General features: G+C 70.8%; 18 protein-coding genes. 12 read left to right on the top strand and 6 right to left on the bottom strand.

All coding sequences use genetic code 11. The annotated features are described in order from the left end of the window. Positions 1-39: 39 nt before the first annotated feature. Positions 40-633 (bottom strand): HD domain-containing protein, encoded by a 594-nt coding sequence (locus tag ABD844_RS34680; protein ID WP_344887362.1) that lies wholly within the window; start codon positions 631-633, stop codon positions 40-42. Positions 634-779: 146 nt separating this feature from the next. Then, positions 780-1,370 carry a DUF6461 domain-containing protein gene (locus ABD844_RS34675; protein ID WP_344887360.1) on the bottom strand — a complete coding sequence of 197 codons (591 nt, stop codon included), beginning with the start codon at positions 1,368-1,370 and terminating at the stop codon, positions 780-782. Positions 1,371-2,234: 864 nt separating this feature from the next. Here ABD844_RS34675 and ABD844_RS34670 point away from each other — a divergent pair. The 3 genes from ABD844_RS34670 to ABD844_RS34660 all read left to right on the top strand — a co-directional run bounded on the left by ABD844_RS34670 (position 2,235) and on the right by ABD844_RS34660 (position 6,172). Continuing rightward, positions 2,235-3,896: a TROVE domain-containing protein gene (locus ABD844_RS34670; protein WP_344887358.1), complete on the top strand. Its 1,662-nt coding sequence runs from the start codon at positions 2,235-2,237 to the stop codon at positions 3,894-3,896. A gap of 402 nt (positions 3,897-4,298) precedes the next feature. Then, the gene (locus ABD844_RS34665) at positions 4,299-5,570 is read left to right on the top strand and encodes a sensor histidine kinase (RefSeq protein ID WP_344887356.1); all 1,272 of its coding nucleotides are present in this window, start codon (positions 4,299-4,301) and stop codon (positions 5,568-5,570) included. Then, positions 5,567-6,172: a response regulator gene (locus ABD844_RS34660; protein WP_344887354.1), complete on the top strand. Its 606-nt coding sequence runs from the start codon at positions 5,567-5,569 to the stop codon at positions 6,170-6,172. Before ABD844_RS34665 ends, ABD844_RS34660 begins: the two co-directional genes overlap by 4 nt. A gap of 100 nt (positions 6,173-6,272) precedes the next feature. Here the strand turns inward: ABD844_RS34660 and ABD844_RS34655 are convergent, their stop codons facing one another. Beyond that, a complete protein-coding gene (locus ABD844_RS34655; RefSeq protein ID WP_344887352.1) occupies positions 6,273-6,596 on the bottom strand; it encodes a hypothetical protein in 324 nt (107 codons plus the stop codon). Positions 6,597-6,924: 328 nt separating this feature from the next. On the opposite strand from ABD844_RS34655, the gene ABD844_RS34650 reads away from it, so the two are divergent. Then, the gene (locus ABD844_RS34650; RefSeq protein WP_344887350.1) at positions 6,925-8,574 is read left to right on the top strand and encodes a helix-turn-helix domain-containing protein; all 1,650 of its coding nucleotides are present in this window, start codon (positions 6,925-6,927) and stop codon (positions 8,572-8,574) included. Positions 8,575-8,779: 205 nt separating this feature from the next. On the opposite strand, the gene ABD844_RS34645 is transcribed toward ABD844_RS34650, so the two are convergent. After that, positions 8,780-9,073 (bottom strand): hypothetical protein, encoded by a 294-nt coding sequence (locus ABD844_RS34645; RefSeq protein WP_344887348.1) that lies wholly within the window; start codon positions 9,071-9,073, stop codon positions 8,780-8,782. A 322-nt stretch (positions 9,074-9,395) separates the two neighbouring features. Beyond that, on the bottom strand, positions 9,396-10,373 hold the full coding sequence (locus ABD844_RS34640; protein ID WP_344887346.1) for an aldo/keto reductase: 978 nt from the start codon (positions 10,371-10,373) through the stop codon (positions 9,396-9,398). A 101-nt stretch (positions 10,374-10,474) separates the two neighbouring features. Here ABD844_RS34640 and ABD844_RS34635 point away from each other — a divergent pair, with 101 nt between their 5' ends. From ABD844_RS34635 to ABD844_RS34605, 7 genes are all read left to right on the top strand, one after another. After that, positions 10,475-10,951, top strand: coding sequence for a GNAT family N-acetyltransferase (locus ABD844_RS34635; RefSeq protein WP_344887344.1), 477 nt, complete (start codon positions 10,475-10,477; stop codon positions 10,949-10,951). A gap of 230 nt (positions 10,952-11,181) precedes the next feature. After that, on the top strand, positions 11,182-12,492 hold the full coding sequence (locus ABD844_RS34630) for an MFS transporter (RefSeq protein ID WP_344887342.1): 1,311 nt from the start codon (positions 11,182-11,184) through the stop codon (positions 12,490-12,492). A gap of 1 nt (position 12,493) precedes the next feature. Further along, positions 12,494-14,506 carry a molybdopterin oxidoreductase family protein gene (locus ABD844_RS34625; protein ID WP_344887340.1) on the top strand — a complete coding sequence of 671 codons (2,013 nt, stop codon included), beginning with the start codon at positions 12,494-12,496 and terminating at the stop codon, positions 14,504-14,506. Then, positions 14,503-15,897, top strand: coding sequence for an FAD-dependent oxidoreductase (locus tag ABD844_RS34620; protein ID WP_344887338.1), 1,395 nt, complete (start codon positions 14,503-14,505; stop codon positions 15,895-15,897). The genes ABD844_RS34625 and ABD844_RS34620 overlap by 4 nt, the downstream gene beginning before the upstream one ends. Continuing rightward, complete coding sequence (gene nirB, locus ABD844_RS34615; RefSeq protein ID WP_344887336.1) at positions 15,894-18,323, top strand: nitrite reductase large subunit NirB; 2,430 nt, start codon at positions 15,894-15,896, stop codon at positions 18,321-18,323. The genes ABD844_RS34620 and nirB overlap by 4 nt, the downstream gene beginning before the upstream one ends. Beyond that, on the top strand, positions 18,320-18,691 hold the full coding sequence (nirD, locus tag ABD844_RS34610) for a nitrite reductase small subunit NirD (RefSeq protein WP_344887334.1): 372 nt from the start codon (positions 18,320-18,322) through the stop codon (positions 18,689-18,691). The genes nirB and nirD overlap by 4 nt, the downstream gene beginning before the upstream one ends. A gap of 348 nt (positions 18,692-19,039) precedes the next feature. Beyond that, positions 19,040-19,564, top strand: coding sequence for a YybH family protein (locus tag ABD844_RS34605; RefSeq protein WP_344887332.1), 525 nt, complete (start codon positions 19,040-19,042; stop codon positions 19,562-19,564). 309 nt (positions 19,565-19,873) lie between these two features. Here the strand turns inward: ABD844_RS34605 and ABD844_RS34600 are convergent, their stop codons facing one another. Continuing rightward, a complete protein-coding gene (locus tag ABD844_RS34600) occupies positions 19,874-20,086 on the bottom strand; it encodes a hypothetical protein (RefSeq protein ID WP_344887330.1) in 213 nt (70 codons plus the stop codon). A 298-nt stretch (positions 20,087-20,384) separates the two neighbouring features. On the opposite strand from ABD844_RS34600, the gene ABD844_RS34595 reads away from it, so the two are divergent. Then, on the top strand, positions 20,385-21,122 hold the full coding sequence (locus ABD844_RS34595) for a hypothetical protein (RefSeq protein WP_344887328.1): 738 nt from the start codon (positions 20,385-20,387) through the stop codon (positions 21,120-21,122). Position 21,123 lies beyond the last annotated feature (1 nt).

Below are 21,123 nucleotides of genomic sequence, written 5' to 3'. Positions count from 1 at the left end.
GGGCAGGTTCAGTTCCTGCGGGGATGACGGGGTGCTTGGTCATCTAGGGGCTTGCGTGGTGATCGGGTAGGCGTTCTGGAAGGCGAGGCGTGCGTCGGCGCCGTCGGCGATCGTGGTGAGTACGTCATCCAACCGCATGAAGACCTGCCAGGGCGGCGCCTCGCGCGCGAGCCGGTCCACGACGAGTTGCTCCAGGTCCGGTGTGCGTCTGGCCTTCCATACCTTGTCGGCCAGGCTCACCAGGTGGTCCTCCAGCGTTGTTTTGGGATCGTCCCAGCTCGCGTGGGTACGTGCGAAGCGGGCGAGGCGCTCCGGCACGCCCATGGACAGGAGCAGGCGGTGGCCGTCGGGCTCGTGCCGCGATCCTGGGCCCGATAGTTCGCCCGGATGGAGGCATTTGCCGATGTCGTGAGTGGCTGCGCCGAACAGCACCGCTTCCCTGTCCACCGCGACCTCCGGGTGGTGTTCGGCCAGCCAGGAGAGCAGGTCGAGGGCCGTGTCGTGGACGGCGCGCAGGTGGGCTGCCAGGCGGGGTGGCGCGTCCAGCTCGCGTAACAACTGCTCGGCCCGGTGGGGGAGCGGACGCGGCGGCGGGTCGGTGAGCGCCTGGTGGAGCCCTGGTGCAGTGGTCACCCAGTCACGATAGGTGGAGCCGCCGCAGAACCGCCGTCTGCCGTCGTTCCATCCACGACTGCTGACAGCGCCTCTGCGAACGGGAAGCATTCGGGTGGGCCATGGACGGCAAAGCCCCTAAAACTGCCTGGCCTCAAGGGGCACGCTTACGTCGCAGTTGGCGGCTTGGTGATGACTCCGGACAGGAAAGCGGACCCCTCCAGGAGTTGGGGTGTGAGCTTGATCCCGGTGAGGTGCTCGATCAGGACCAGCCCCGGCCCTCGGTAGAGCTGGTACTTGTCCCGATAGTCGCGCTCGATCTGCTCCATGGTCTCCACGAGTTCGTCGGGAACCTCTTCGGAGTAGCCCTCCTGGGCCCAGAAGGCGAACCGGATCTCCCCGTCCTCGATCCAGCGGAACTCCTCAAGGCCCTTGATGTCGAGGCGGTAGAGGGAGACCAGGCGGGTGCCCGCCGACAGCGGCACGACGAACTCGTCGTCCGCGCCGAGCGAACTGTTGGACTGCGCGACGAACGCCCAGTCGTCGACGGCCATGACCGCGACGAACTCGGTCTCGTAGCCGTAGTGGGTGCCGGTGCCGATCGACTCGTCGAACGTCATCCTGGAGAAGTCTTCCACTCGGCCGCCCATCCGGGCTATGAGCTGCTCTGGTGTGAGCCCGCGGACGAAGATGAAACTGTAAGCCTCCGCGAGGCCGGAATCGGTGAACCAGGCGTAGTCGCCGGGGGGCGTGATCATGCGGCGATCATGGCAGAGCCCACCGACAGTACCTGCCGACGGTGTGTCCTGGGGTTTCGGGTTGTCCTCGGCAGCGGTGCTCCGGCTGCGGGATGTGGGCGGGGGTTGTGTTGTGTAGATGATGTCCGCGCCGAGGGCGTCCGAGCGAGTGTGTCGAATGTCGTTTGTGGCCGCGTGACGGGTTTTTGGGGGATGGATATTCAGGTGTGACGCATCATGTTGTTCGCTACCGTTGGGGGCAGTTCGCAAGACCTGGAGAGGTACGGAGCGAATGGGCGGCGGTTATTCTTTCGGGATTGCTCCGGTGCCCGTTTCCTCGCGTTCGTGTCTTTCTTGGTTGTGCGGGCTGGTCAGGTCTGGTGCCGGCACGGGTCGAATCTCATCGGTTATCGACTCGTAATCGGGTAGTCGCGGGTTCGAGTCCCGTCACGGACTTCGGGTTCGTGTAGCTCAGCTGGTAGAGCGCCAAAACGCCGGTGGGTCTCCCATATCCGTTCCGGTTCCGGACCTGACCGCTCGTCATCCTTGCCGGTGGCACGGGTCGAATCCAGATCGGTTATCAGAGGTTCGATTCCTTTCGGCCCCTCTTCGGGGGGCCGTCGCCCAGTTGGCCAGGGCATCCGGTTGGTGCGCCACATCCGTGCCAGCGGCAAGGCTGACGAGCACCGGGGGAGAGCGGGTCGAAGTACATCGGTTATCGCCTTGGGTGCCGGGTGTCGCAGGGTTCGAATCCCTGCCGCGGGGATCAACGGCCTCGCGTAGCTCAGCGGTAGAGCACCGAAGACACCGGTGCACGCCACCACATCCGCTCTCCCCTTTCTCATATCCGCCCGTGGGCGGCGGGTCGAACGGAAGGAGCAGACAATGGCACGTGACCCCCTCGCGAACGTCTCGACGCTCGCCACCCCGCAGACGCGGCCGATCCCCGGCCGTGGCGACCAGGTGCGCAACGCCGCCGGCGGCTACGTCTTCGACAAGGACCTGTGGACCAAGCTGGAGGACTTCCTCATCCTCGGCACCACGGGCGGCACCTACTACGTCGGCGCGGACAAGCTCACCGCCGACAACGCGGACGTCCTGTTCCAGGCGATCGCCGCCGACGGGCCGCGCGTCGTCGCCCTGCTCACCGGCATCTCGACGGCTCGGCCGCCGCGGGCGCCGAAGCAGCGTCCCGCGCTGTTCGCGCTGGCCGCCTGCTACGCGAAGGGCGACGCCGACACCCGGCAGGCGGCCAAGGCGGCGCTGGCGAAGGTGGCGCGGACGACGGACCATCTGGCCCAGTTCTTCGGCTACTACAAGAACCTGGGCGGCAAGCCGACCGCCCGCGGTGTCGCGCCCACGGCCGGGCGGTCGCTGCGGACCGCTCTCGGCTCCTGGTTCCTGACGGGCACCGCGGACGAGGTGGCGTTCAGGGCGTGCAAGGCACGGCAGCGCAGGACCCCGCAGGGCGAGAGCTTCGACCTGCGCGACGTGCTGCGCATCGCCCACCCCGCCGCCGACGACGAGCAGCGCAGGACGCTGTTCGGGTGGATCGCCGGAAACGTCACCGACGAGCAGGCTCGCGAGGCGCTGCCCGCGGTGGATCGTTTCCTGACGGCCAAGGCCGTGACGAGCGTCGACGAGGCCGTTCGGGTGGTGTCCGATCAGCGGGTGCCGTGGGAGTTCCTGCCCGACGCGATGCTCAGGGAGCCCGCGGTCTGGGACGCGCTGGTCGGCACGATCGGCATGACCGCGCTCCTCCGCAACCTCGCCAGGATGACCCGGCTCGGCACGTTGGAGCCGACAGGCGAGGCCACGCGCCGCGCCGCGGCCCGGCTCACCGACCGGGACGCGCTGCTGAGGGCCCGCATCCACCCCATGGACGCGTGGCTCGCCCTGCGCGTCTACGCCTCCGGACAGGCACAGCCCAACCCGCGCGCCGACCGCCAGACCTGGCGTCCGGTCCCGGCCATCCTGGACGCGCTGGAGGAGACGTACGAGCTGTCGTTCGGCACGGTCGAACCGTCGGGGAAGCGGCTGCTGGTCGCGGTGGACTCGTCCGGGTCGATGACGTGGAGCAGCGGTGTCCGGGTGGGCGGCTCGCCGATCGGGTCGCCGTACGAGGTCGGCAACGCCATGGCCGTCATGCTCGCCCGTATCGAGCGGGGCGGTGTGCACGTCATCGAGGTCGACACGCGTGTGCACGCGTCGAAGGTGACCCCGCGTACCAACCTGCGCGAGATCTCGGCGTGGCGGCCGTCCGGCGGGGGCACCGATCTGTCGCTGCCGTTCACGTGGGCGCGTGAACGGCGGATGGAGGTGGACGGGATCGTGGTCTTCACCGACAACGAGACGTGGGCAGGGCGGTCCCATCCGACGCAGGCGCTGGAGTCCTACCGCCGGACGGTCAACCCGAACGTCCGCGTCGTCGTGGCCGCGATGACCGCCGCCGGGCACACGATCGGTGACACGCAGGACGACGGTGTGCTCGATGTCGCCGGGCTGGACGCGTCGCTGCCGCTGATCGTGAATGGGTTCGTGCGCTGACGCCAGGGAAGGCGCGCCTCCGTCGGGGGTGTACGGGGCCGGTCTGGTGGTCGGACGTGGACGGGTGTTGTGACCGGGAGTGGTGACTGGGCGTGGGGCTCGTGGGATGCCGCCGCGGACTTCGCCGGCGCATGACATCCGTCATGCCTGACCTGTGTGGATCGCTGAGGAACGCGTGAGTGGCGGCACTTTTCCGTGATCACGCGTGGCGGAAGGGTGGAGGCATGAGTCGCCATCACGTTCGGCGGTGTCCTCGGGGTTCGCAGTGTCATCGGGGCCGTCGTGCCGGGCCCGCTGGTCACGGTGATCCGCCTCTCCTCCGTCACGTACGGTGGCGCTCCGGTCGCTCGTCGCCTGGCACGCGGGACGGAGGACTGAGCCATTGACGGCAGAATGAGGCTCATGGGGGAGTGGTCGGCGACCAGCGCGCGTCGATTCGAGAACTACGTGCGCTGGTCCACGTACGTCGTCGTCTCGGCCCCGATCGTCACCTTCCTCGGCGGGATGGCGAACGCCGGCCCGCTCGACGGGACGCGTCTCGTGGCGCTCGGGCTCACGCTCGCCCTCGTCACCGGGAACGTCCTCGTCAGCCGGTGGAGCTTCGACGTCCTCAGCGGCCATGCCCGGCGGCTCCCGGTCGGCGTCGCCGTCGCGTGGGGGCTCGCCCTCGTGGGGCTCGTCGTCGTGGCCGTCGCGATTGCGAGCCCCGTGATGGGCGTGACGGTCGCGGTGGCCATCGGGTCGGTCGGCGCGAGCTTCGTGCCCGTGCTCGACGCGCGGCGGATGCTCTACCTCAACGCGGCGATCCTCGTCCTGGCCGTCCCGCTCGTGGCCGTCGTGGACCTTCCGCTGCTCATCGTCGGGATCTTGGCGATCAGCGTCATCCTGTGGGCCGGCTGGTCGAGCGCGTGGATGCTGCGGGTGCTGCGCGAGTTGCAGAGAGCGCACGAGGATCGCGCCGCCCTCACGCTCGCGAACGAACGCCTGCGCATCTCGCGCGACCTCCACGACGTGTTCGGCCGCACCCTCGCGACGATCGCGGTCAAGAGCGAGCTGGCGTCCGAACTCGTCCGCCGCGGCAGCAACGAGCAGGCGGCCGACGAGATCACCGGCGTCCGGCGGCTCGCCGAGGAGGCGGGCAGCGAGGTGCGCCGCGTCGTGCGCGGCGAGCTGCGCACGACCTGGGACGGCGAGGTGTCGGGCGCGCGTTCGCTGCTCGGCTCCGCAGGGATCCGCTGCACGGTGACCGGTGACCCCGTGCCGGAGGAGTGCGCGGAGGCGCTGGCGTGGGTCGTCCGCGAGGGCGTCACGAACGTGCTGCGCCACTCGGCGGCGACGCAGGTCACGCTCGCGACGGCGAGGGAGGACGGGGAGGTGCTGCTCACGATCGCGAACGACGGCGCAGAATCCGTCGGCTTCACGGAGACCGCCGCGTCCGACGGGTCCGCCACGGCCGAGGGGTCCGACGGGTCCACTATGTCCGACAGGTTCGCTGTGTCCGACGGGTCCCCTGTATCCGACGGGTTCACTGCGGCCGACCTCAACGCCGGTACGGGGCTGCGGGCCATGTCCGAGAGGATCCGGGCGATCGGAGGGCACATCGCGACGCGCCGCGACGGTGCCTGGTTCCTGCTCGAGGCCACGATCCCGCTCCCGAAGGGAGACCGCGCGTGATCCGCATCCTCGTCGCCGACGACGAACATCTCATCCGCGACGCCATCGCCGGGCTCCTCGACCTCAACGACGACTTCGAGGTCGTCGGGCAGGCGGCGTCCGGTGACGAGGCGATCGCGACGGCTCTGCGGGTCCGTCCCGACGTGGCCCTGCTCGACCTGCAGATGCCCGAGCCCGACGGGATCGAGGTGGCCAGGCGGCTCGCGATCGCGCTGCCGGAGTGCCGCTGTGTCATCGTGACCTCGCACGGCCGTCCCGGCTATCTGAAGACGGCGCTCGCCGCGGGTGTGCGCGGTTTCCTGCCGAAGACCGTCTCCTCGCGTACCCTCGCACACGTCGTACGAAAGGTCGCGAGCGGCGGACGGCACGTCGACCCCGAGCTGGCGGCCGAGGCGATCGGCGCGGGCGACTCTCCGCTCACCCCGCGCGAGACCGATGTCCTCGCCCTCGCGCGTGACGGCGCGCCCATCGACGAGATCGCGCAACGCGTCTCGCTCTCCCGCGGGACCGTGCGGAACTACCTCGCCGCCGCCATCGCCAAGCTCGGCGCCGCGAACCGGCACGAGGCCGCGCGCATCGCCGCCGAACGGGGCTGGATCTGAACGACGCCGCCCCCGGGTATCGGCGTGAAGTCCATGCGGCCGGTGACGTTGGGACCGCCGAGCAGTCGGTCCTGCCCGGCGGTCAGCGTCGGAGCTGAGGTCAGGCCCCGTAGAACCACTTGGAAGTCCAGATCCTGATCCATTCGCCGGGAGGATAGACCCGGCCGTTCGTCACGATCCAGTGGCTGCGGGACCGGACGCAGTCCACGTCGGGCCAGTGCGGCGACCCGTAGGCGTTGGAGTTGCGCCCGTTGGGCAGATCACGGTAGGGGCCCTTGGCGCCGCAGTAGAAGTGACTGCTCGCGTCCCTGCTGAGTTGGAGCGTGGAGCCGGTGCGGTTGTAGGCGATGCCGCACGGGTTGGTGACGCCTCCGCACGATGGGCTGAGCGGAGCCACCTCGCCCGGAGGTGGGGTATCCGACATGATGATGGACTTTTCCGGAGGCGGCGGATCGGCGTGCGCGGGTGAAGTGCCCATCAGGCAGGCGACCAATGCGGTCGTTCCCGCCACGGCGGCGGATGCCGCTGACTTTCTTGTACGCATTGTTGGTTATTCCCTTCGGAAGCGGATGCCGGCGGCCATGGACGAAAGCGTGCCAAGGCCGTTGCCCGTCTGTCGACGCCTCGGGTCAAAGGTGGGAAGCTCGGGACGTACTATGCGCTCTGACCTGGGAGAACGATGGTGTTCTGGGACGTTTCGCGGACGGGGGTAGCATGATGGAGCGTGTCATCACGAGATCCTGGAGAAGCCCGTGGGCGCACAATCGCGTGCCGAAGAACTGGGGCGACTCCTGCGGGAGATCAAAGGACGGAGTGGGCGCAGTTACGAATGGATCGGCCGGCGGATAAATGCCAGTAAATCGACCGTCCATCGATACTGTTCCGGCGAGATAATTCCGCCGAATTTCGCGACGGTCGAGCAGATCGCCCTCGCGTGCCGGGCGGATCGGGCCGACCTGGTCCGCCTGCACCGGCTCTGGATCCTGGCGACCGCCGAGGCGGAGGAGACAGACGATCCGCCGCCTGGTTCGCACCCGCCTGCCGAGCCGGTCAGGTCGGAGCCGCCCAGGCGGGGGCCGTTCTGGCAGGGCAGCCGGCACGCGGCGACCTGGGCAGGCGTCGGGCTGGTCCTCGTGAGCCTGCTCATCTCGCAGGTAGGCTCCTCGCCGCCCCTGACGGCCGCGCGCGGGCAGGCGCAGCAGATCACGGGGCCGAGCTGGGCACTGCCGCCGGCTCCCGTGCCGCACACCTTGTTCGGGGTCACCGTCAACAGCGCCACCGGGGACATGCCGTCCTTCCGCGTGGGCGCCGTGCGGCTGTGGGACAGTGCGACGCGGTGGTCGCAGATTCAGCGGGCGCGTGGGAAGTACGACTGGGCGACGCTCGACCGGCTGGTGACCGGCGCCGAGCGATCGCGGCTGCCGGTGCTGTTCGTCTTCGGCGGCACACCCGGCTGGGCCAGCCCCGACGGTCCGCCCGCGCCCTATCCCGACGGTGCCCGCGCCGCCCCGCCCGACGACCTCAAGGACTGGGAGGCGTTCGTACGGGCCACGGTCCGCCGCTACACCGGGCGCATCGAGGCGTACGAGCTGTGGGTGCTGGGCAACGACGACCGCTTCTTCAACGGCGACCTCGGCACGCTGGCGGAGATGACCCGCCGCGCCAGCCGGATCATCCGGGCCGCCGACCCGGACGCCGACGTCGTATGCCCGGGGATGGGCCAGTTGTGGTCCCACGAGGGCCGCGACGCCATGCGGCGCTTCGCCGAGCTCGGCGGGTATGCCCACTGCGACGTGGCCAGTGTCAAACTGCATCAGCGCAGCGCGTCCGAGCCGCCGGAAACCATGCTCGAACTCGCGGACGTCGCCTACAAGGTGCTGCACGAGGCCGGGGCGCATCCGCCGCTGTGGAGCACGGGCACCACCTACATGCTCCCGCTGGACCGGCCGTTGGACGCGCTCACCGCCCGCGACTTCGCCGTACGCTACTTCCTCGCCGGCATCTACGCGCGCGACCTGAACCTCGAACGGATGTACTTCTACAACTGGGGCGGCACGAAGCTGCCCCTGGTGCTGCAGGCCGTGGGCGGCGAGCCGACCGAGGCGGCGCTGGCGGTCGAGCGGCTGCAGGGCTGGTTGGCCGAGGCCCGCAGTCGTTCGTGCGGGCAGGGGAGCGCCATCGGGATGCCCGCGAACGTGTGGCGGTGCGAGTTCCTGGTCACGGATGCCGGCAACACCCGCCGTGCCGCCGTTGTCTGGTCGATCGGCGGCATGGCGAAGACCACGGTACGCGAGGCGGCAGAGCTGCGCCGCCTGGACGGCACGTCACGGCGCCTACGCCCCTTGGAGGTCGTCACCTTCGGCGAGGACCCCGTCTACGTCGAATACCTCGGTGTGCCCTGAACGTGCAGGAAACTAGTAGATCGAGGGCAGGCGGGGCCAGATCTCCCGGGTGATCTCCTCGAATCGGTCGACGTCCTCGTGCGCGTCGGCGCGTGGTGACGGCGAGCCGCCTCGCTCGCGCGGACGCCCGGCAGGATCTCCCGCCGGGTGTCCGCCCTCCTCCTGGACGCTGTGGGCGCCCGCGGTGTTGCCCGGCGCCCGGGGGTCAGCAGGTGTTGGCCCCGTCGAACGTGCGGACGCCTCGGGCGACCTTGGACCAGATGGTCCCGCCGGGGCGGACGGTACGGCAATCGCCGTCGGTGCCGCGGGCCCAGATGATCTTCAGGCGCAGGGTCGAGGAGCAGTCGTTGCGCGCGTAGCCCGTCTTGGTGACGGTGCCCGTGGTCTGCCAGACGACCACGCAGGAGGGGGCGTTGCCGGCCGGGGCGGCTGCTTGGGCGGGGGCGGCCGTGGCGAAGGCGCAGCAAGCCAGAGTCAGGGCGGTGAGAACGCGTCGCATGGTGTGTGTGGTCCTTCCTGCCGCGAACATGACTCAACGATTAGTAATCGAACGACTACTTAAAGTCAATGACAGTGGTAGTGATGGGTCTTGAAGGGGGCGATCCTGGGTGTTCGGCCTGTGGGTCTCCTGGGGCGGGACCTGTCGCCGGGCTTCACTCGCGGAAAATGCGGCCGGAAAGTTCCTGCGCAGCAAACCTATGCAAATCGGACAGTCGGCTATTAACCTGGCAGGGCTCCAGCCGGGGGCCAACTGGAGCACCAAACGTCCGGGCCCCGGCCTCCCGATGGGGAGGCCGGAGGGCGGTGCGACGGCGCCGCGGTCACCAGCGGTCGTGGACCTGTGGCCTGATCAGTTCGTCGTAGACGCCGCGGACCGCCTCCAGGGTGGCGGCGTCCAGCGGCGGTACGGCGGCGGCCCCCGCGTTGGCCATGGCCTGGCCGGGGTTCCTGGCACCGGGGATCACCACCGACACCCCTTCCTGGTCGAGGATCCACCGCAGCGCGAACTGGGCCATCGTGACGCCGGAGGGCACCAACGGCGCCAGGCGGCGCACCGCCTCCAGGCCCGTGGCGAAGTCCACGCCCGAGAACGTCTCCCCGACGTCGAATGCCTCCCCCTGCCGGTTGTAGCTCCGGTGGTCGTCGGCCGCGAACGTCGTGTGCTCGTCGTACCTGCCCGACAGCAGCCCGCTGGCCAGCGGGACCCGGGCGATGACGCCCACCCCGGCGGCGCGGGCGGCCGGCAGGACGCGTTCGAGCGGCTTGAGCCGGAACGCGTTGAGGATGATCTGCACCGTCGCCACACCCGGCCGGGCGATCGCGGTCAGCGCCTCCTCGCACGTCTCCACGCTGACCCCGTACGCGGCGATCTTCTTCTCCGACACCAGCGTGTCCAGCGCGTCGAACACCGCGTCCGTCGAGTAGACGGGCGTCGGCGGGCAGTGGAGCTGGACCAGGTCGACGGTGTCGACGCCCAGGTTCCGGCGGGAGCGCTCGTTCCAGGCGCGGAAGTTGGACATGACGTAGTTCGCGGGGATCTGCTCCATCCGGCGGCCCATCTTGGTGGCCACGGTGAGCCCCGGGCGGTCCTTGGCGAAACGGCCGACGATCTGCTCGCTGCGCCCGTCGCCGTACACGTCGGCGGTGTCGATGAGCGTGACGCCCGCGTCCACCGCGGCCTGGAGGGTGGCGGCGGCCTCGGCCTCGCTCACCTCGCCCCAGTCGGCGCCGAGCTGCCAGGCCCCGAGGCCGACCACTCCGACCTGGCGTCCGGTACGTCCCAACACGCGCTGTTCCATAGGTGGTGCCCAACCTTTCTCGAACGCATAGGAGCAGCACCAGTGTCCCGGACGGGGAACGTGCCCTGGGGTGGGTTCGGGGGGCACGTACCCTGAATCCCATGATTCGTCCTGCCACACCCGCTGACGTGCCCGCGATCGTCAGCATGATCAAAGAGCTGGCCGCGTACGAGAAGGCCGCCCACGAGGTGCGCGTGACCGAGGAGCAGCTCCACGACACGCTCTTCCGCGAACACCCCGCCGCCTTCGCGCACCTCGCCGAGCAGGACGGCGAGGTGGTGGGTTTCACGCTGTGGTTCCTGACCTTCTCCACCTGGCGCGGCGTGCACGGCATCTACATGGAGGACCTGTACGTACGCCCCCAGCACCGCGGCGGCGGCCACGGCGCGGCCCTCATGCGCAGGCTGGCCGAGATCTGTGCCGAACGCGGCTACCAGCGCCTGGAGTGGGCGGTCCTCGACTGGAACGAGCCGAGCATCGCCTTCTACGAGAAGCTCGGTGCGGTCAACCAGGACGACTGGTACCGGTACCGGCTGACCGACGGGCCGCTGCGCGACCTGGCCAAGCGACGCGGCTGAGTGGCGCGGCTGAGCGACAGGGCCGCCGCGCACCCGGCGCCGCACACCCGGCGCCGGTCCTGCCGGTGTCCGATAACCGATCATTACGAGCGTGTTTCCGGCGTGACGCTTGTGCGTGACGTGTTACCGCGGTGAATCACTCGTAACGAACGCACGGCCACGCACGGTCAGAGTGCGTAACGAGCGCTTCCTACCTTGGGGATCCTGGACGCCGAGCGTAGGAGAGGTCGATGGCGCGCTGGATCGCCGAGTGGCACCCCGATGACCCCGCCTTCTGGGAGAGCTCAGGCAGGCGGGTGGCACGGCGCAACCTGATCTTCTCGATCGCCGCCGAGCACCTCGGTTTCACCGTGTGGACCCTGTGGAGCATCGTGGCGACCAGGATGGGGTCGTACGAGTTCACCACCGACCAGCTCTTCTGGCTGGTCGCCCTGCCGAACCTGATCGGCTCGGTGCTGCGGGTGCCCTACACCTTCGGCCCGGCCAGGTTCGGCGGGCGCAACTTCACCGTGGTCAGCGCCCTGCTGCTGCTCATCCCGGCCGTGGCGCTCGGCGTCGCGGTGAACAACCCGGCCACGCCCTACTGGCTCTTCCTGGTGATCGCGGCGCTGGCCGGGCTCGGCGGCGGGAACTTCGCCTCCAGCATGGCCAACATCACCTACTTCTACCCGCGCGACAAGCAGGGTGTCGCGCTCGGCCTGAACGCGGCGGGCGGCAACATCGGCGTCAGCTCGGTCCAGCTCGTCATGCCGCTGGTCATCGGCTCGCTCGGGCTGGCCGCCGCCGGGTGGTTCTGGATCCCGTTCATCGTCGTGGCCGGAATCTGCGCCTTCCTCTTCATGGACAACCTGACCAGCGCCAAGGCCGACCCGCGCGAGCAGCTCGCGGTGGCCGGCCGGGCGCAGACGTGGATCATGTCGTTCCTGTACATCGGCACGTTCGGCTCGTTCATCGGCTACTCCACCGCGTTCCCGCTGCTGAGCCAGAGCCTGTTCCCCGACGCGCCGTACGCCGCGGTGGCCTTCGCAGGGCCGCTCGTCGGGTCGCTGATCAGGCCGGTCGGCGGCTGGCTGGCCGACAGGCTCGGCGGCGCGCCCGTCACGCTGTGGAACTTCGCGGCCATGGGCGGCGGGGTGCTGCTGGTCTGGCTGGCCGGCGAAGGGGGCGGCTTCTGGGCGTTCTTCCTGGCCTTCCAGCTCCTCTTCCTGACCGCCGGCATCGGCAACGGCTCCACCTACCGCATGATCCCGGCCATCTTCCAGGCCAAGGCCGTGGCCGAGCGCGGCGAGGGCGAGGACGCCCTCCTGTACGGCAAGCGCCAGGCCGCGGCCGCCATCGGCATCATCTCGGCCGTCGGAGCGCTCGGCGGGTTCCTCATCAACCGGGCGTTCGGCATGTCGTTCGCCGCGGCCGGCACCCCGGCCCCCGCCTTCCTGGCCTTCGGGCTGTTCTACCTGTCCTGCTTCGCCCTGACCTGGTGGTGCTACACGCGCAAGGTCGGGGTCCGGGTCGTGGCGAGCCTCGCCCATGCTCGGGTCTGAGGTGACGAAGACGCACTGCCCGTACTGCGCCCTGCAGTGCGGCATGGAGATCGGTCCCGAGCTGGCCATCAGCCCGCGGACCGACATCCCGGCCAACGGCTCGGGGGCGCTGTGCCAGAAGGGATGGACGGCAGGCGAGCTGCTCACCAGCGGCGAACGCCTGACCGCCCCCCTCCTTTACGGCGAGCCCGTCGCGTGGGACGCCGCGCTGGACCACGTGGCGCACCGGCTGTCCGCCATCCGCGCCGAGTACGGCCCCGACGCCGTGGCCGTGTTCGGCGGGGGCGGGCTGACCAACGAGAAGGCGTACTCGCTGGGCAAGTTCGCCCGGGTCGCGCTGGGCACCAGCCAGATCGACTACAACGGCCGCTTCTGCATGTCGTCGGCCGCCGCCGCCTCCATCAGGGCGTTCGGCCTGGACCGGGGCATGCCGTTCCCCATCACCGACCTGGCCGGCGCCGACGTCGTGCTGCTGGCCGGCGGGAACGTCGCCGAGACCATGCCCCCGTTCGTGCGGCACCTGGACGGGCCGCGCCTGATCGTCGTCGACCCGCGCCGCACCCCGACCGCGAAGCTGGCCTGGCTGCACCTGCAGCCCACCCCCGGCACGGACCTGGCGCTGGCGCTCGGGCTGCTGCACCTGGCCATCGCCGACGGGCTGGTCGACGAGGCGTACGTGGCCGCCAGGACCACCGGGTTCGAGGAGGTACGCACCTCGCTGTCCTCCTGGTGGCCCGAGCGGGTCGAGCGGATCACCGGGGTGCCCGTGCACCAGATGCGGCAGGCGGTCAGGGCGCTGGCGGCGGCGGGCAAGGCGTACGTGCTGACCGGGCGCGGCGCCGAGCAGCACGCCAAGGGGACCGACACCGTCACCGCGTTCATCAACCTGGCGCTCGCGCTGGGCCTGCCCGGCACCCTGGGCTCCGGCTACGGCTGCGTGACCGGGCAGGGCAACGGGCAGGGCGGGCGCGAGCACGGGCAGAAGGCCGACCAGCTCCCCGGCTACCGCAAAATCGACGACCCGGCGGCCCGCGAGCACCTGGCGCGGGTCTGGGGGATCCCGGCCGAGGACATCCCTGGGCCAGGGCGGTCGGCGTACGAGCTGCTCGACGCGCTCGGCACTCCGGAGGGGCCGCGGGCGCTGCTGCTGTTCGGCTCCAACCCGGTGGTGTCCGCCCCGGCCGCCGAGCACGTGGCCTCGCGCATCGGAGGGCTCGACCTGCTCGTGGCCTGCGACTTCGTCCTGTCCGAGACGGCTGCGCTGGCCGACGTGGTCTTCCCCGTGACTCAGTGGGCCGAGGAGGACGGCACGATGACGAACCTGGAGGGCCGCGTCCTGCTGCGCCGCCGGGCCTACCCGCCGCCCGCGGGCGTCAGGAGCGACCTCGACGTGATCGCCGGGCTGGCCGAGCGGCTCGGCCACCGCTTCGAGACCGAGCCGGTCAGGGTCTTCGACGAGCTGCGCCGGGCCAGCCAGGGCGGCCCCGCCGACTACTCCGGCATCACCTACGAACGCATCGCGAACGAGACCGGCGTGTTCTGGCCCTGCCCCGCGCCAGGGCATCCCGGCACGCCGCGCCCGTTCCTCGACCGGTTCGCGCACCCGGACGGGCGGGCCAGGTTCGTGCCCGTCGAGCACCGGCCGCCCGCCGAGGTGACCGACGAGGACTACCCCGTCCACCTGACCACCGGGCGGGTGCTGGCCCACTACCAGAGCGGCGCCCAGACCCGCAGGATCGCGCCGCTCGTGCGGGCCGCCCCGGAGCCGTACGTCGAGTTGCACCCCGACCTGGCCGAACAGCTCGGCATCGCCGCCGGGGACGTCGTCAGGGTCAGCAGCAGGCGGGGCGAGAGCAAGGCCGTGGCCAGGATCAGCGACGCCATCAGGCGCGACACCGTGTTCATGCCCTTCCACTGGGAGGGCGCCAACCGGCTCACCAACCCGGCACTCGACCCGGTGTCGAGGATGCCGGAGTTCAAGGTCTGCGCGGTCAGGGTGGAGAGGGACTCATGAGACTCGTCGTCGTGGGCACCGGGATGGCCGGGTCGCGGCTGGTCAGCGAGGTACGCGCGCGCGACCCGCACATCAGGATCACCGTCTTCGGGGCGGAGACGCGCCGGCCGTACAACCGGGTGCTGCTGTCCAACGTGCTGGCCGGCAGCTCCCGTCCCGAACAGGTGCGGCTGCTCGACCCCACCTGGTACGACGCGCACAACGTGACCGCCGTCTTCGGCGGCGCGGTCGCCCACGTCGACAGGGAGACCCGGCACGTGGTGACCGAGTACGGGCGGCGCGAGCCGTACGACCTGCTGGTCCTGGCCACCGGCAGCGACGCGGTGGTGCCGCCGGTCCCGGGGGTGGAGCGGGCCATCCCGTTCCGCACGCTCGACGACTGCGAGCGCATCATCGAGGCCGCCGAACGGGCCGGCCGGGCCGTGGTCGTCGGCGGCGGGTTGCTGGGCATCGAGGCGGCCCGCGGCCTGGCCGGGCGCGGCCTGCCCGTCACGCTGCTGCACCTGGCCGGGCACCTCATGGAGCGGCAGCTCGACGCCGAGGCCGGCGAGGTGCTCGGCGAGACGCTGGCCGGGCTCGGCGTGCAGATCCGCACCGGCGTCAGCGCCGCCGGCGTGGAGGCGGACGGCGTCCGGCTCGACGGCGGCGAGCTGGTCCCCGCCGACCTCGTGGTGCTGGCCTGCGGGGTGCGCCCGGTGACCGGGCTGGCCGCCGAGGCGGGCCTGGAGGTGCGCCGGGGCGTGGTCGTGGACGACGAACTGCGTACGGACGACCCGTCGATCTTCGCGATCGGGGAGTGCGCCGAGCACGACGGCACCGTCTACGGCCTCGTCGCCCCCGCCTGGGAGCAGGCCGCCGTGGCCGCCGACGTCATCACCGGCGGCAAGGCACTCTACCGGGGCTCGCGGCTGGTCACCCGGCTCAAGGCCAAGAGCGTGGAGCTGGCCGCGATGGGTGAGACGCAGCTCGGCGAGGAGCACGCCGAGGTGGTGCGCTTCAGCCACCGGGCCCGCGGCACCTACCGCAAGCTCGTCATCCGCGACGGCCGGCTGGTCGGCGCGATCCTGCTGGGCGAGAGCGACGCCGTCGGCACGCTCACCCAGCTCTTCGACCGCGGCTCCCCGGTCCCCGGTGACCGGGCGGGACTGCTGTTCCCCGGGACGGCCTCGGCGCCGGTGACCGACAGCCCGACGCTGATGCCCGACGCGGCCAAGGTCTGCCAGTGCAACAACGTGACCAAGGGCCGGATCAGGGCGTGCTGGGAGGCCGGCGCTCGGGACGTGGCCGCCGTGGTGGCCGCCACCCGGGCCACGACCGGCTGCGGGACCTGCCGCGACGCCGTGGAGGGCATCGTCGGCTGGCTGTGCGAGCAAGAAGGAGTCTCCGTATGAACAGGATCGTCGTCGTCGGGTACGGCCCGGCGGCCCACCGGCTCGTCGAGACCCTCGCGAGCAAGGGCTTCGACGGCACCGTCACCGTGATCGGGGAGGAGCCGCGCCCGGCGTACGACCGGGTGGCGCTCACGTCGTACCTGTCGGGCACCAGCGCAGAGGACCTCACCTACCCCGTGCCCGCCGGTGTCGTGACGAGGCTGAGCAGCCGGGTCACCGGCATCGACAGGGAGGCCCGGCTCGTCACGCTGGCCGACGGCGGCGCCGAGCCGTACGACGTGCTCGTGCTGGCCACCGGCTCCGCCCCGTTCGTGCCGCCGGTGCCCGGCGCCGAGCACGCCTTCGTCTACCGCACCATCGAGGACCTGGACGCGATCAGGACGGCCGCCAAGGACGCCGCGGAGGGCGTCGTGGTCGGCGGCGGACTGCTCGGCCTGGAGGCCGCCGACGCGCTGCGGTCGCTGGGGCTGAAGACGCACATCGTCGAGATGAGTCCCTGGCTGATGCCCCGTCAGGTGGACGAGGGCGGCGGCTCGGTGCTGCGGTCGCACATCGAAGGGCTCGGGCTGAGCGTGCACGCCGGGGCGGGCGTACGGGAGATCGTCACCGACGCCGCGGGAGAGGTCACCGGGCTCAGAAAGCCCGACGGGACGCTGATCGGCGCGCAGATCGTGGTGTTCTCGGCCGGCATCAGACCGCGCGACGAGCTGGCCAGGTCGGCGGGGCTGGAGGTGGGCCCGCGCGGCGGCGTCGTGGTCGGCCCCTCGATGCTCACCTCCGACCCGTCGATCTACGCCATCGGCGAGTGCGCGCTGGCCGGGGGCACGGCCTACGGGCTCGTCGGGCCGTGCAACACGATGGCCGAGGTGGCCGCCGACCGGATCACGGGCGGCTCGGCCACCTTCGACGGCGCCGACCTGTCCACCAGGCTCAAGCTGCTGGGGGTCGAGGTGGCGCAGTTCGGGGCGATGGAGGGGGCGCTCGACGTCACCTACCTCGACCCGGTGGGCGGCGTGTACAAGAAGCTGTTCGTCAGCGACGACGCGCGGACGCTGCTCGGCGGCATCTGCGTGGGCGACGCCACGCCGTACGCGTCGCTGCGGCCGTTCGTGGGCAAGGAACTGCCCGCCGCTCCGTCTGACCTGCTGTTCAGCGGGGCGGGCGCGAGTCTCGACCTGCCGGACGAGGCCCAGGTCTGCTCGTGCAACAACGTGTGCGCGGGCGACGTCCGCACGGCCATCGCCGACCGGGGCGTCACCGACGTCCCCGGACTCAAGGCGTGCACGCGGGCCGGCACGACCTGCGGGAGCTGCGTGCCGATGCTCAGGCAACTGCTGGAGAGGTCGGGCGTGGAGGTCAGCAAGGCGCTGTGCGAGCACTTCACGTACTCGCGGGCCGAGCTGTTCGACATCGTACGGGTGCGCGGCATCACGACCTTCTCCGAGCTCATCTCCCGGCACGGGCAGGGCCGGGGCTGCGACATCTGCAAGCCGGTCGTGGCCTCCATCCTGGCCTCGCTGCACAACGGGCACGTGCTGGAGGGCGAGCGGGCCGCACTCCAGGACACCAACGACCACTTTCTCGCCAACATCCAGAAGAACGGCACGTACTCGGTCGTCCCGCGCATCCCGGGCGGCGAGATCACGCCGGACAAGCTGATCGTGATCGGCGAGGTGGCCCGCGACTTCGGCCTCTACACCAAGATCACCGGCGGGCAGCGCATCGACCTGTTCGGGGCCCGGGTCGAGCAGCTCCCGGAGATCTGGCGGCGGCTGGTGGCGGCCGGGTTCGAGTCGGGGCACGCGTACGGCAAGGCGCTGCGCACGGTCAAGTCGTGCGTGGGCTCGACCTGGTGCCGCTACGGCGTACAGGACTCGGTGGGCTTGGCCATCGAGCTGGAGCTGCGCTACCGCGGCCTGCGTTCGCCGCACAAGCTCAAGTCGGCCGTCTCCGGCTGCGCCCGCGAGTGCGCCGAGGCCCGGTCGAAGGACTTCGGCGTCATCGCCACCGAGCAGGGCTGGAACCTGTACGTCGGCGGCAACGGCGGCTTCAAGCCCCGCCACGCCGACCTGCTGGCCACCGACCTGACCACCGGCGAGCTGATCAGGACCATCGACCGGTTCCTGATGTTCTACATCCGCACCGCCGACCGGCTGCAACGCACCGCGGCCTGGATCGAGTCCCTGGACGGCGGGCTCGGCTACCTTCGCGAGGTGATCATGGAGGACTCGCTCGGCCTCTGCGCCGACCTCGACGCGCAGATGGAGCGGCACATCGCCACGTACGCCGACGAGTGGCGGGCCACCCTGGAGGACCCGGAGAAGCTGGGCAGGTTCGTCAGCTTCGTCAACGCGCCCGGCATGCCCGACCCGTCGATCGTGTTCGCCGGCGAGCGCGGCCAGATCAGGCCGGTGATGGCCCGATGAGCCACGCCACGGCCACGGCCACCGACTGGGCGACGGTCTGCGCCTACGAGGCGCTGCTGCCGGAGCGGGGCGTCTGCGCGCTGGTGGCGGGCGTCCAGGTGGCGGTCTTCCGTACCTACGAGGGCGAGCTGTACGCGCTGGGCAACCTCGACCCGTTCAGCGGGGCGTACGTGCTCTCGCGCGGCATCGTCGGCACCAGGAAGGGCGAGCCGACGGTCGCCTCGCCCCTGCACAAGCAGGTGTTCTCCCTGGTGACCGGGCGCTGCCTGGACGAGGAGGGCGTGTCGGTGCCGGTATACCCGGTGCGGGTGACGGCGGAGGGACGCGTGGAGGTCGCGCCGGAGCGCCGGGTGGCGGCGGGCGGCTGAGCGTCAGGCTCCGGCCGTCACGGCGTGTGCCTCGGCCGGTGGGTAGACGTGCGGGCTGCGATGGGCCGCTGGTAGCACACAACGCCGTCCGGAGTCGACGTTGTCGCAGCGCTCGGAGTCCTCGCGCTGGGGGAGTGGCTCGGGATTCGCCTGGATTCGCGGCACTGGATGGACGGTATAGGCGCTCCCGTGCCCGCTGGTATCGGGACGGCAACGATCACGGCTCTGACCCGTCTCGCCAGTTCCCGTTAACCGTTACCGTGAGTAATACCTGAAGCAGGTAAAGGCGTTGTGCGGAGTGCCTAAACCGCGCATTCGCCGTCGACCGGTGCGGGCATCAAAGCGGCCATGAGCAAGATTTTTCAGCACAAGGCCCTCCTGCTGGCCGCGATCGTCCCCGCCCTCCTCGTCGCGGGCTGCTCGGGGAACAACTCACAGGCGATGAAGGGGGCCGCCTCGCCCACCGACATGGAGTCCATAGGGCCGGGGGAGAGCCCGGGCGAGACGAGCGAGGCGTCGCCGACCGGAGGCGCGGCGGAGGCGGCGGTCCAGGGCTTCTTCAAGGCCGTCAAGTCGGGCAACGCCGACCAGGTCGCCAGCTCGTTCGCGGACGACGGGGTGGCCGCCGTGAACGGCCAGCCCACGGCCGAGGGCACCCAGGCCATCCGGACGCTCTTCCAGAAGCAGCTCCAGGGCGGCAACGGCATGAAGTCGGCCACGTACACCATCGACGAGTCGCGCCCGATCGGCACCGAGGACGCCGTCGTGCGTTCCACGAGCAAGCAGGGCGACAACAACTTCCGCGAGCTGTTCCTGCTCACCAAGGACGGCGGCAGTTGGAAGATCTCGCAGTTCATGAACAACCGGGCGTGACCGGCCGGGCGTCCTGAGGGCTCTGGCGCCGTCCGGGTACGCGTACTCGGACGGGGTCGGGAGGAGGGCCCTCGGGCGGTTCCTCGGGCGGGCCCGAGGGCGGGGACGACGGGGAACGGCGGCGGGTCGCGGGCGATCGGCCGCCACCGGCACGCATCCTCGCCGGAGCGAACGCCAGAGCGAACGCCAGAGCGAACGCCAGAGCGAACGCCAGAGCGAACGCCGGAGGAAAACCCGGTGCGCAACTAGCCGTATACCGCAGGGTTAGGGCGGAAGTTATCCGGAATTATCGGCCTTCGAGGATGCGGATTAATTGTGGGGGGAATCGCCGGGGATGCGGGGGCTGATGCGGCGTTGGTCCACCAGCGCGAGGTAGACCGCGAAGGCCCCCCGCGTCCACAGGTCGGCCTGCTGGGCGGTCAGCCTGATCTCCTCGCCCTCGTGCGAGACGATCAGGTAATCGCCCAGCGGCATTCGCTGCCAGGCGAGCAGGATGTTCTCGTAAACGAGCACATCGAGCATTGCGGTCAGATATTCGTGTCTGGCGGCGGACAACGGCGTAAGCCTCCTCGCTCCTCGCCGAATTCTCGCCCCTGGCCCTCCATTGTGCGCGCCCTTTCGGGAAATGTCGCACCCTTCGCTGCGATTCGGAGCCGCGATTCCGGACTTTCCGCTTCGGAGTTCGCACTTCGGGGTCCGGAGCGCGGGTCCGGGGGGCGGGGGCCGGGGCGCGGGTTCGGGGGGCGGGGTTCGGGGTGCGCGTTCGCGGGGTGGAGAACCTCGGGCGGGTGGCCGGTGTACCAACACCGGAGGTGGTCCCATGAGGAAGGGCCTGATCGTGCTGGCCTCGGTGCTGGCTCTGGTCACCGGTGGCGTCGCACCCGCGGTCCCGGCCGTCGCGGCCGGCGGGTGGGCGATGACGTACGTGGATCCGCACCCGTCCCGGTTCGAGGCCGGGCGGTCGTACGCGGTGGGCTTCTGGGTGCTGCAGCACGGCACCCATCCGTTCGAAGGGCGGATGCGGCCCGTGGGGCTCCGGTTCACCCGGGCCGACGGCAGGAGCGTGACGTTCGACGGGACGGCGCTGCCGGAGGCGGCGCACTACGCGGCGTCCGTGGTGGTGCCCGAGGGCGTGTGGAGGGTGGAGGGCGTCCAGGGGCCGTTCGAGCCGTACGGGGTCGGGACGCTCACCGTTCCCGGCCCGCTGCGGATCAATCCCGTGCCGTCGGATCTGCTGGCCGCGGGCCGCTCGGACGCGGACACCCACTGGGACACCGTACGGCCGCCCGGGTTCGGGCCCGGCGGGGCGACGCCTGCCGATGCCGGGCAGGCGCCGGTGTCCTCGTCACCCGTGGCCGTCTCGGCGCCGGTCGCGCCACCGCGGTCGGAGCCGGGCGAGGTGCCCGCGTACGCCCTGCTCCTCGCCGCAGTCGGCGGTGCGGTACTGGCGGTGGCGGCGTCGCGGCTCACGGCCGCGGCGCGGCGCGGGAAGGAGGAGGAGCGGGACCTGCCCGCGGACGACACGGCGGAGACCATCGTGATCTCCGGATCGTCGTGAT

The sequence above is a fragment of the Nonomuraea antimicrobica genome (assembly GCF_039536965.1).
GTDB lineage: Bacteria > Actinomycetota > Actinomycetes > Streptosporangiales > Streptosporangiaceae > Nonomuraea > Nonomuraea antimicrobica.
The sequence above is the reverse complement of the archived record's forward strand: the minus strand, read 5'-3'. Positions and strand labels throughout refer to the sequence as shown.

Bases quoted from the DNA above. Each gene is read 5' to 3' on its own strand.
- ABD844_RS34645 (WP_344887348.1), bottom strand. From the start codon at position 9,073: ATGCGACGCGTTCTCACCGCCCTGACTCTGGCTTGCTGCGCCTTCGCC.
- ABD844_RS34595 (WP_344887328.1), top strand. From the start codon at position 20,385: ATGAGGAAGGGCCTGATCGTGCTGGCCTCGGTGCTGGCTCTGGTCACC.
- ABD844_RS34665 (WP_344887356.1), top strand. From the start codon at position 4,299: ATGGGGGAGTGGTCGGCGACCAGCGCGCGTCGATTCGAGAACTACGTG.
- ABD844_RS34600 (WP_344887330.1), bottom strand. From the start codon at position 20,086: ATGCTCGATGTGCTCGTTTACGAGAACATCCTGCTCGCCTGGCAGCGA.
- ABD844_RS34620 (WP_344887338.1), top strand. From the start codon at position 14,503: ATGAGACTCGTCGTCGTGGGCACCGGGATGGCCGGGTCGCGGCTGGTC.
- ABD844_RS34675 (WP_344887360.1), bottom strand. From the start codon at position 1,370: ATGATCACGCCCCCCGGCGACTACGCCTGGTTCACCGATTCCGGCCTC.
- ABD844_RS34640 (WP_344887346.1), bottom strand. From the start codon at position 10,373: ATGGAACAGCGCGTGTTGGGACGTACCGGACGCCAGGTCGGAGTGGTC.
- nirB (WP_344887336.1), top strand. From the start codon at position 15,894: ATGAACAGGATCGTCGTCGTCGGGTACGGCCCGGCGGCCCACCGGCTC.
- ABD844_RS34635 (WP_344887344.1), top strand. From the start codon at position 10,475: ATGATTCGTCCTGCCACACCCGCTGACGTGCCCGCGATCGTCAGCATG.
- ABD844_RS34630 (WP_344887342.1), top strand. From the start codon at position 11,182: ATGGCGCGCTGGATCGCCGAGTGGCACCCCGATGACCCCGCCTTCTGG.
- ABD844_RS34655 (WP_344887352.1), bottom strand. From the start codon at position 6,596: ATGTCGGATACCCCACCTCCGGGCGAGGTGGCTCCGCTCAGCCCATCG.
- ABD844_RS34605 (WP_344887332.1), top strand. From the start codon at position 19,040: ATGAGCAAGATTTTTCAGCACAAGGCCCTCCTGCTGGCCGCGATCGTC.
- nirD (WP_344887334.1), top strand. From the start codon at position 18,320: ATGAGCCACGCCACGGCCACGGCCACCGACTGGGCGACGGTCTGCGCC.
- ABD844_RS34670 (WP_344887358.1), top strand. From the start codon at position 2,235: ATGGCACGTGACCCCCTCGCGAACGTCTCGACGCTCGCCACCCCGCAG.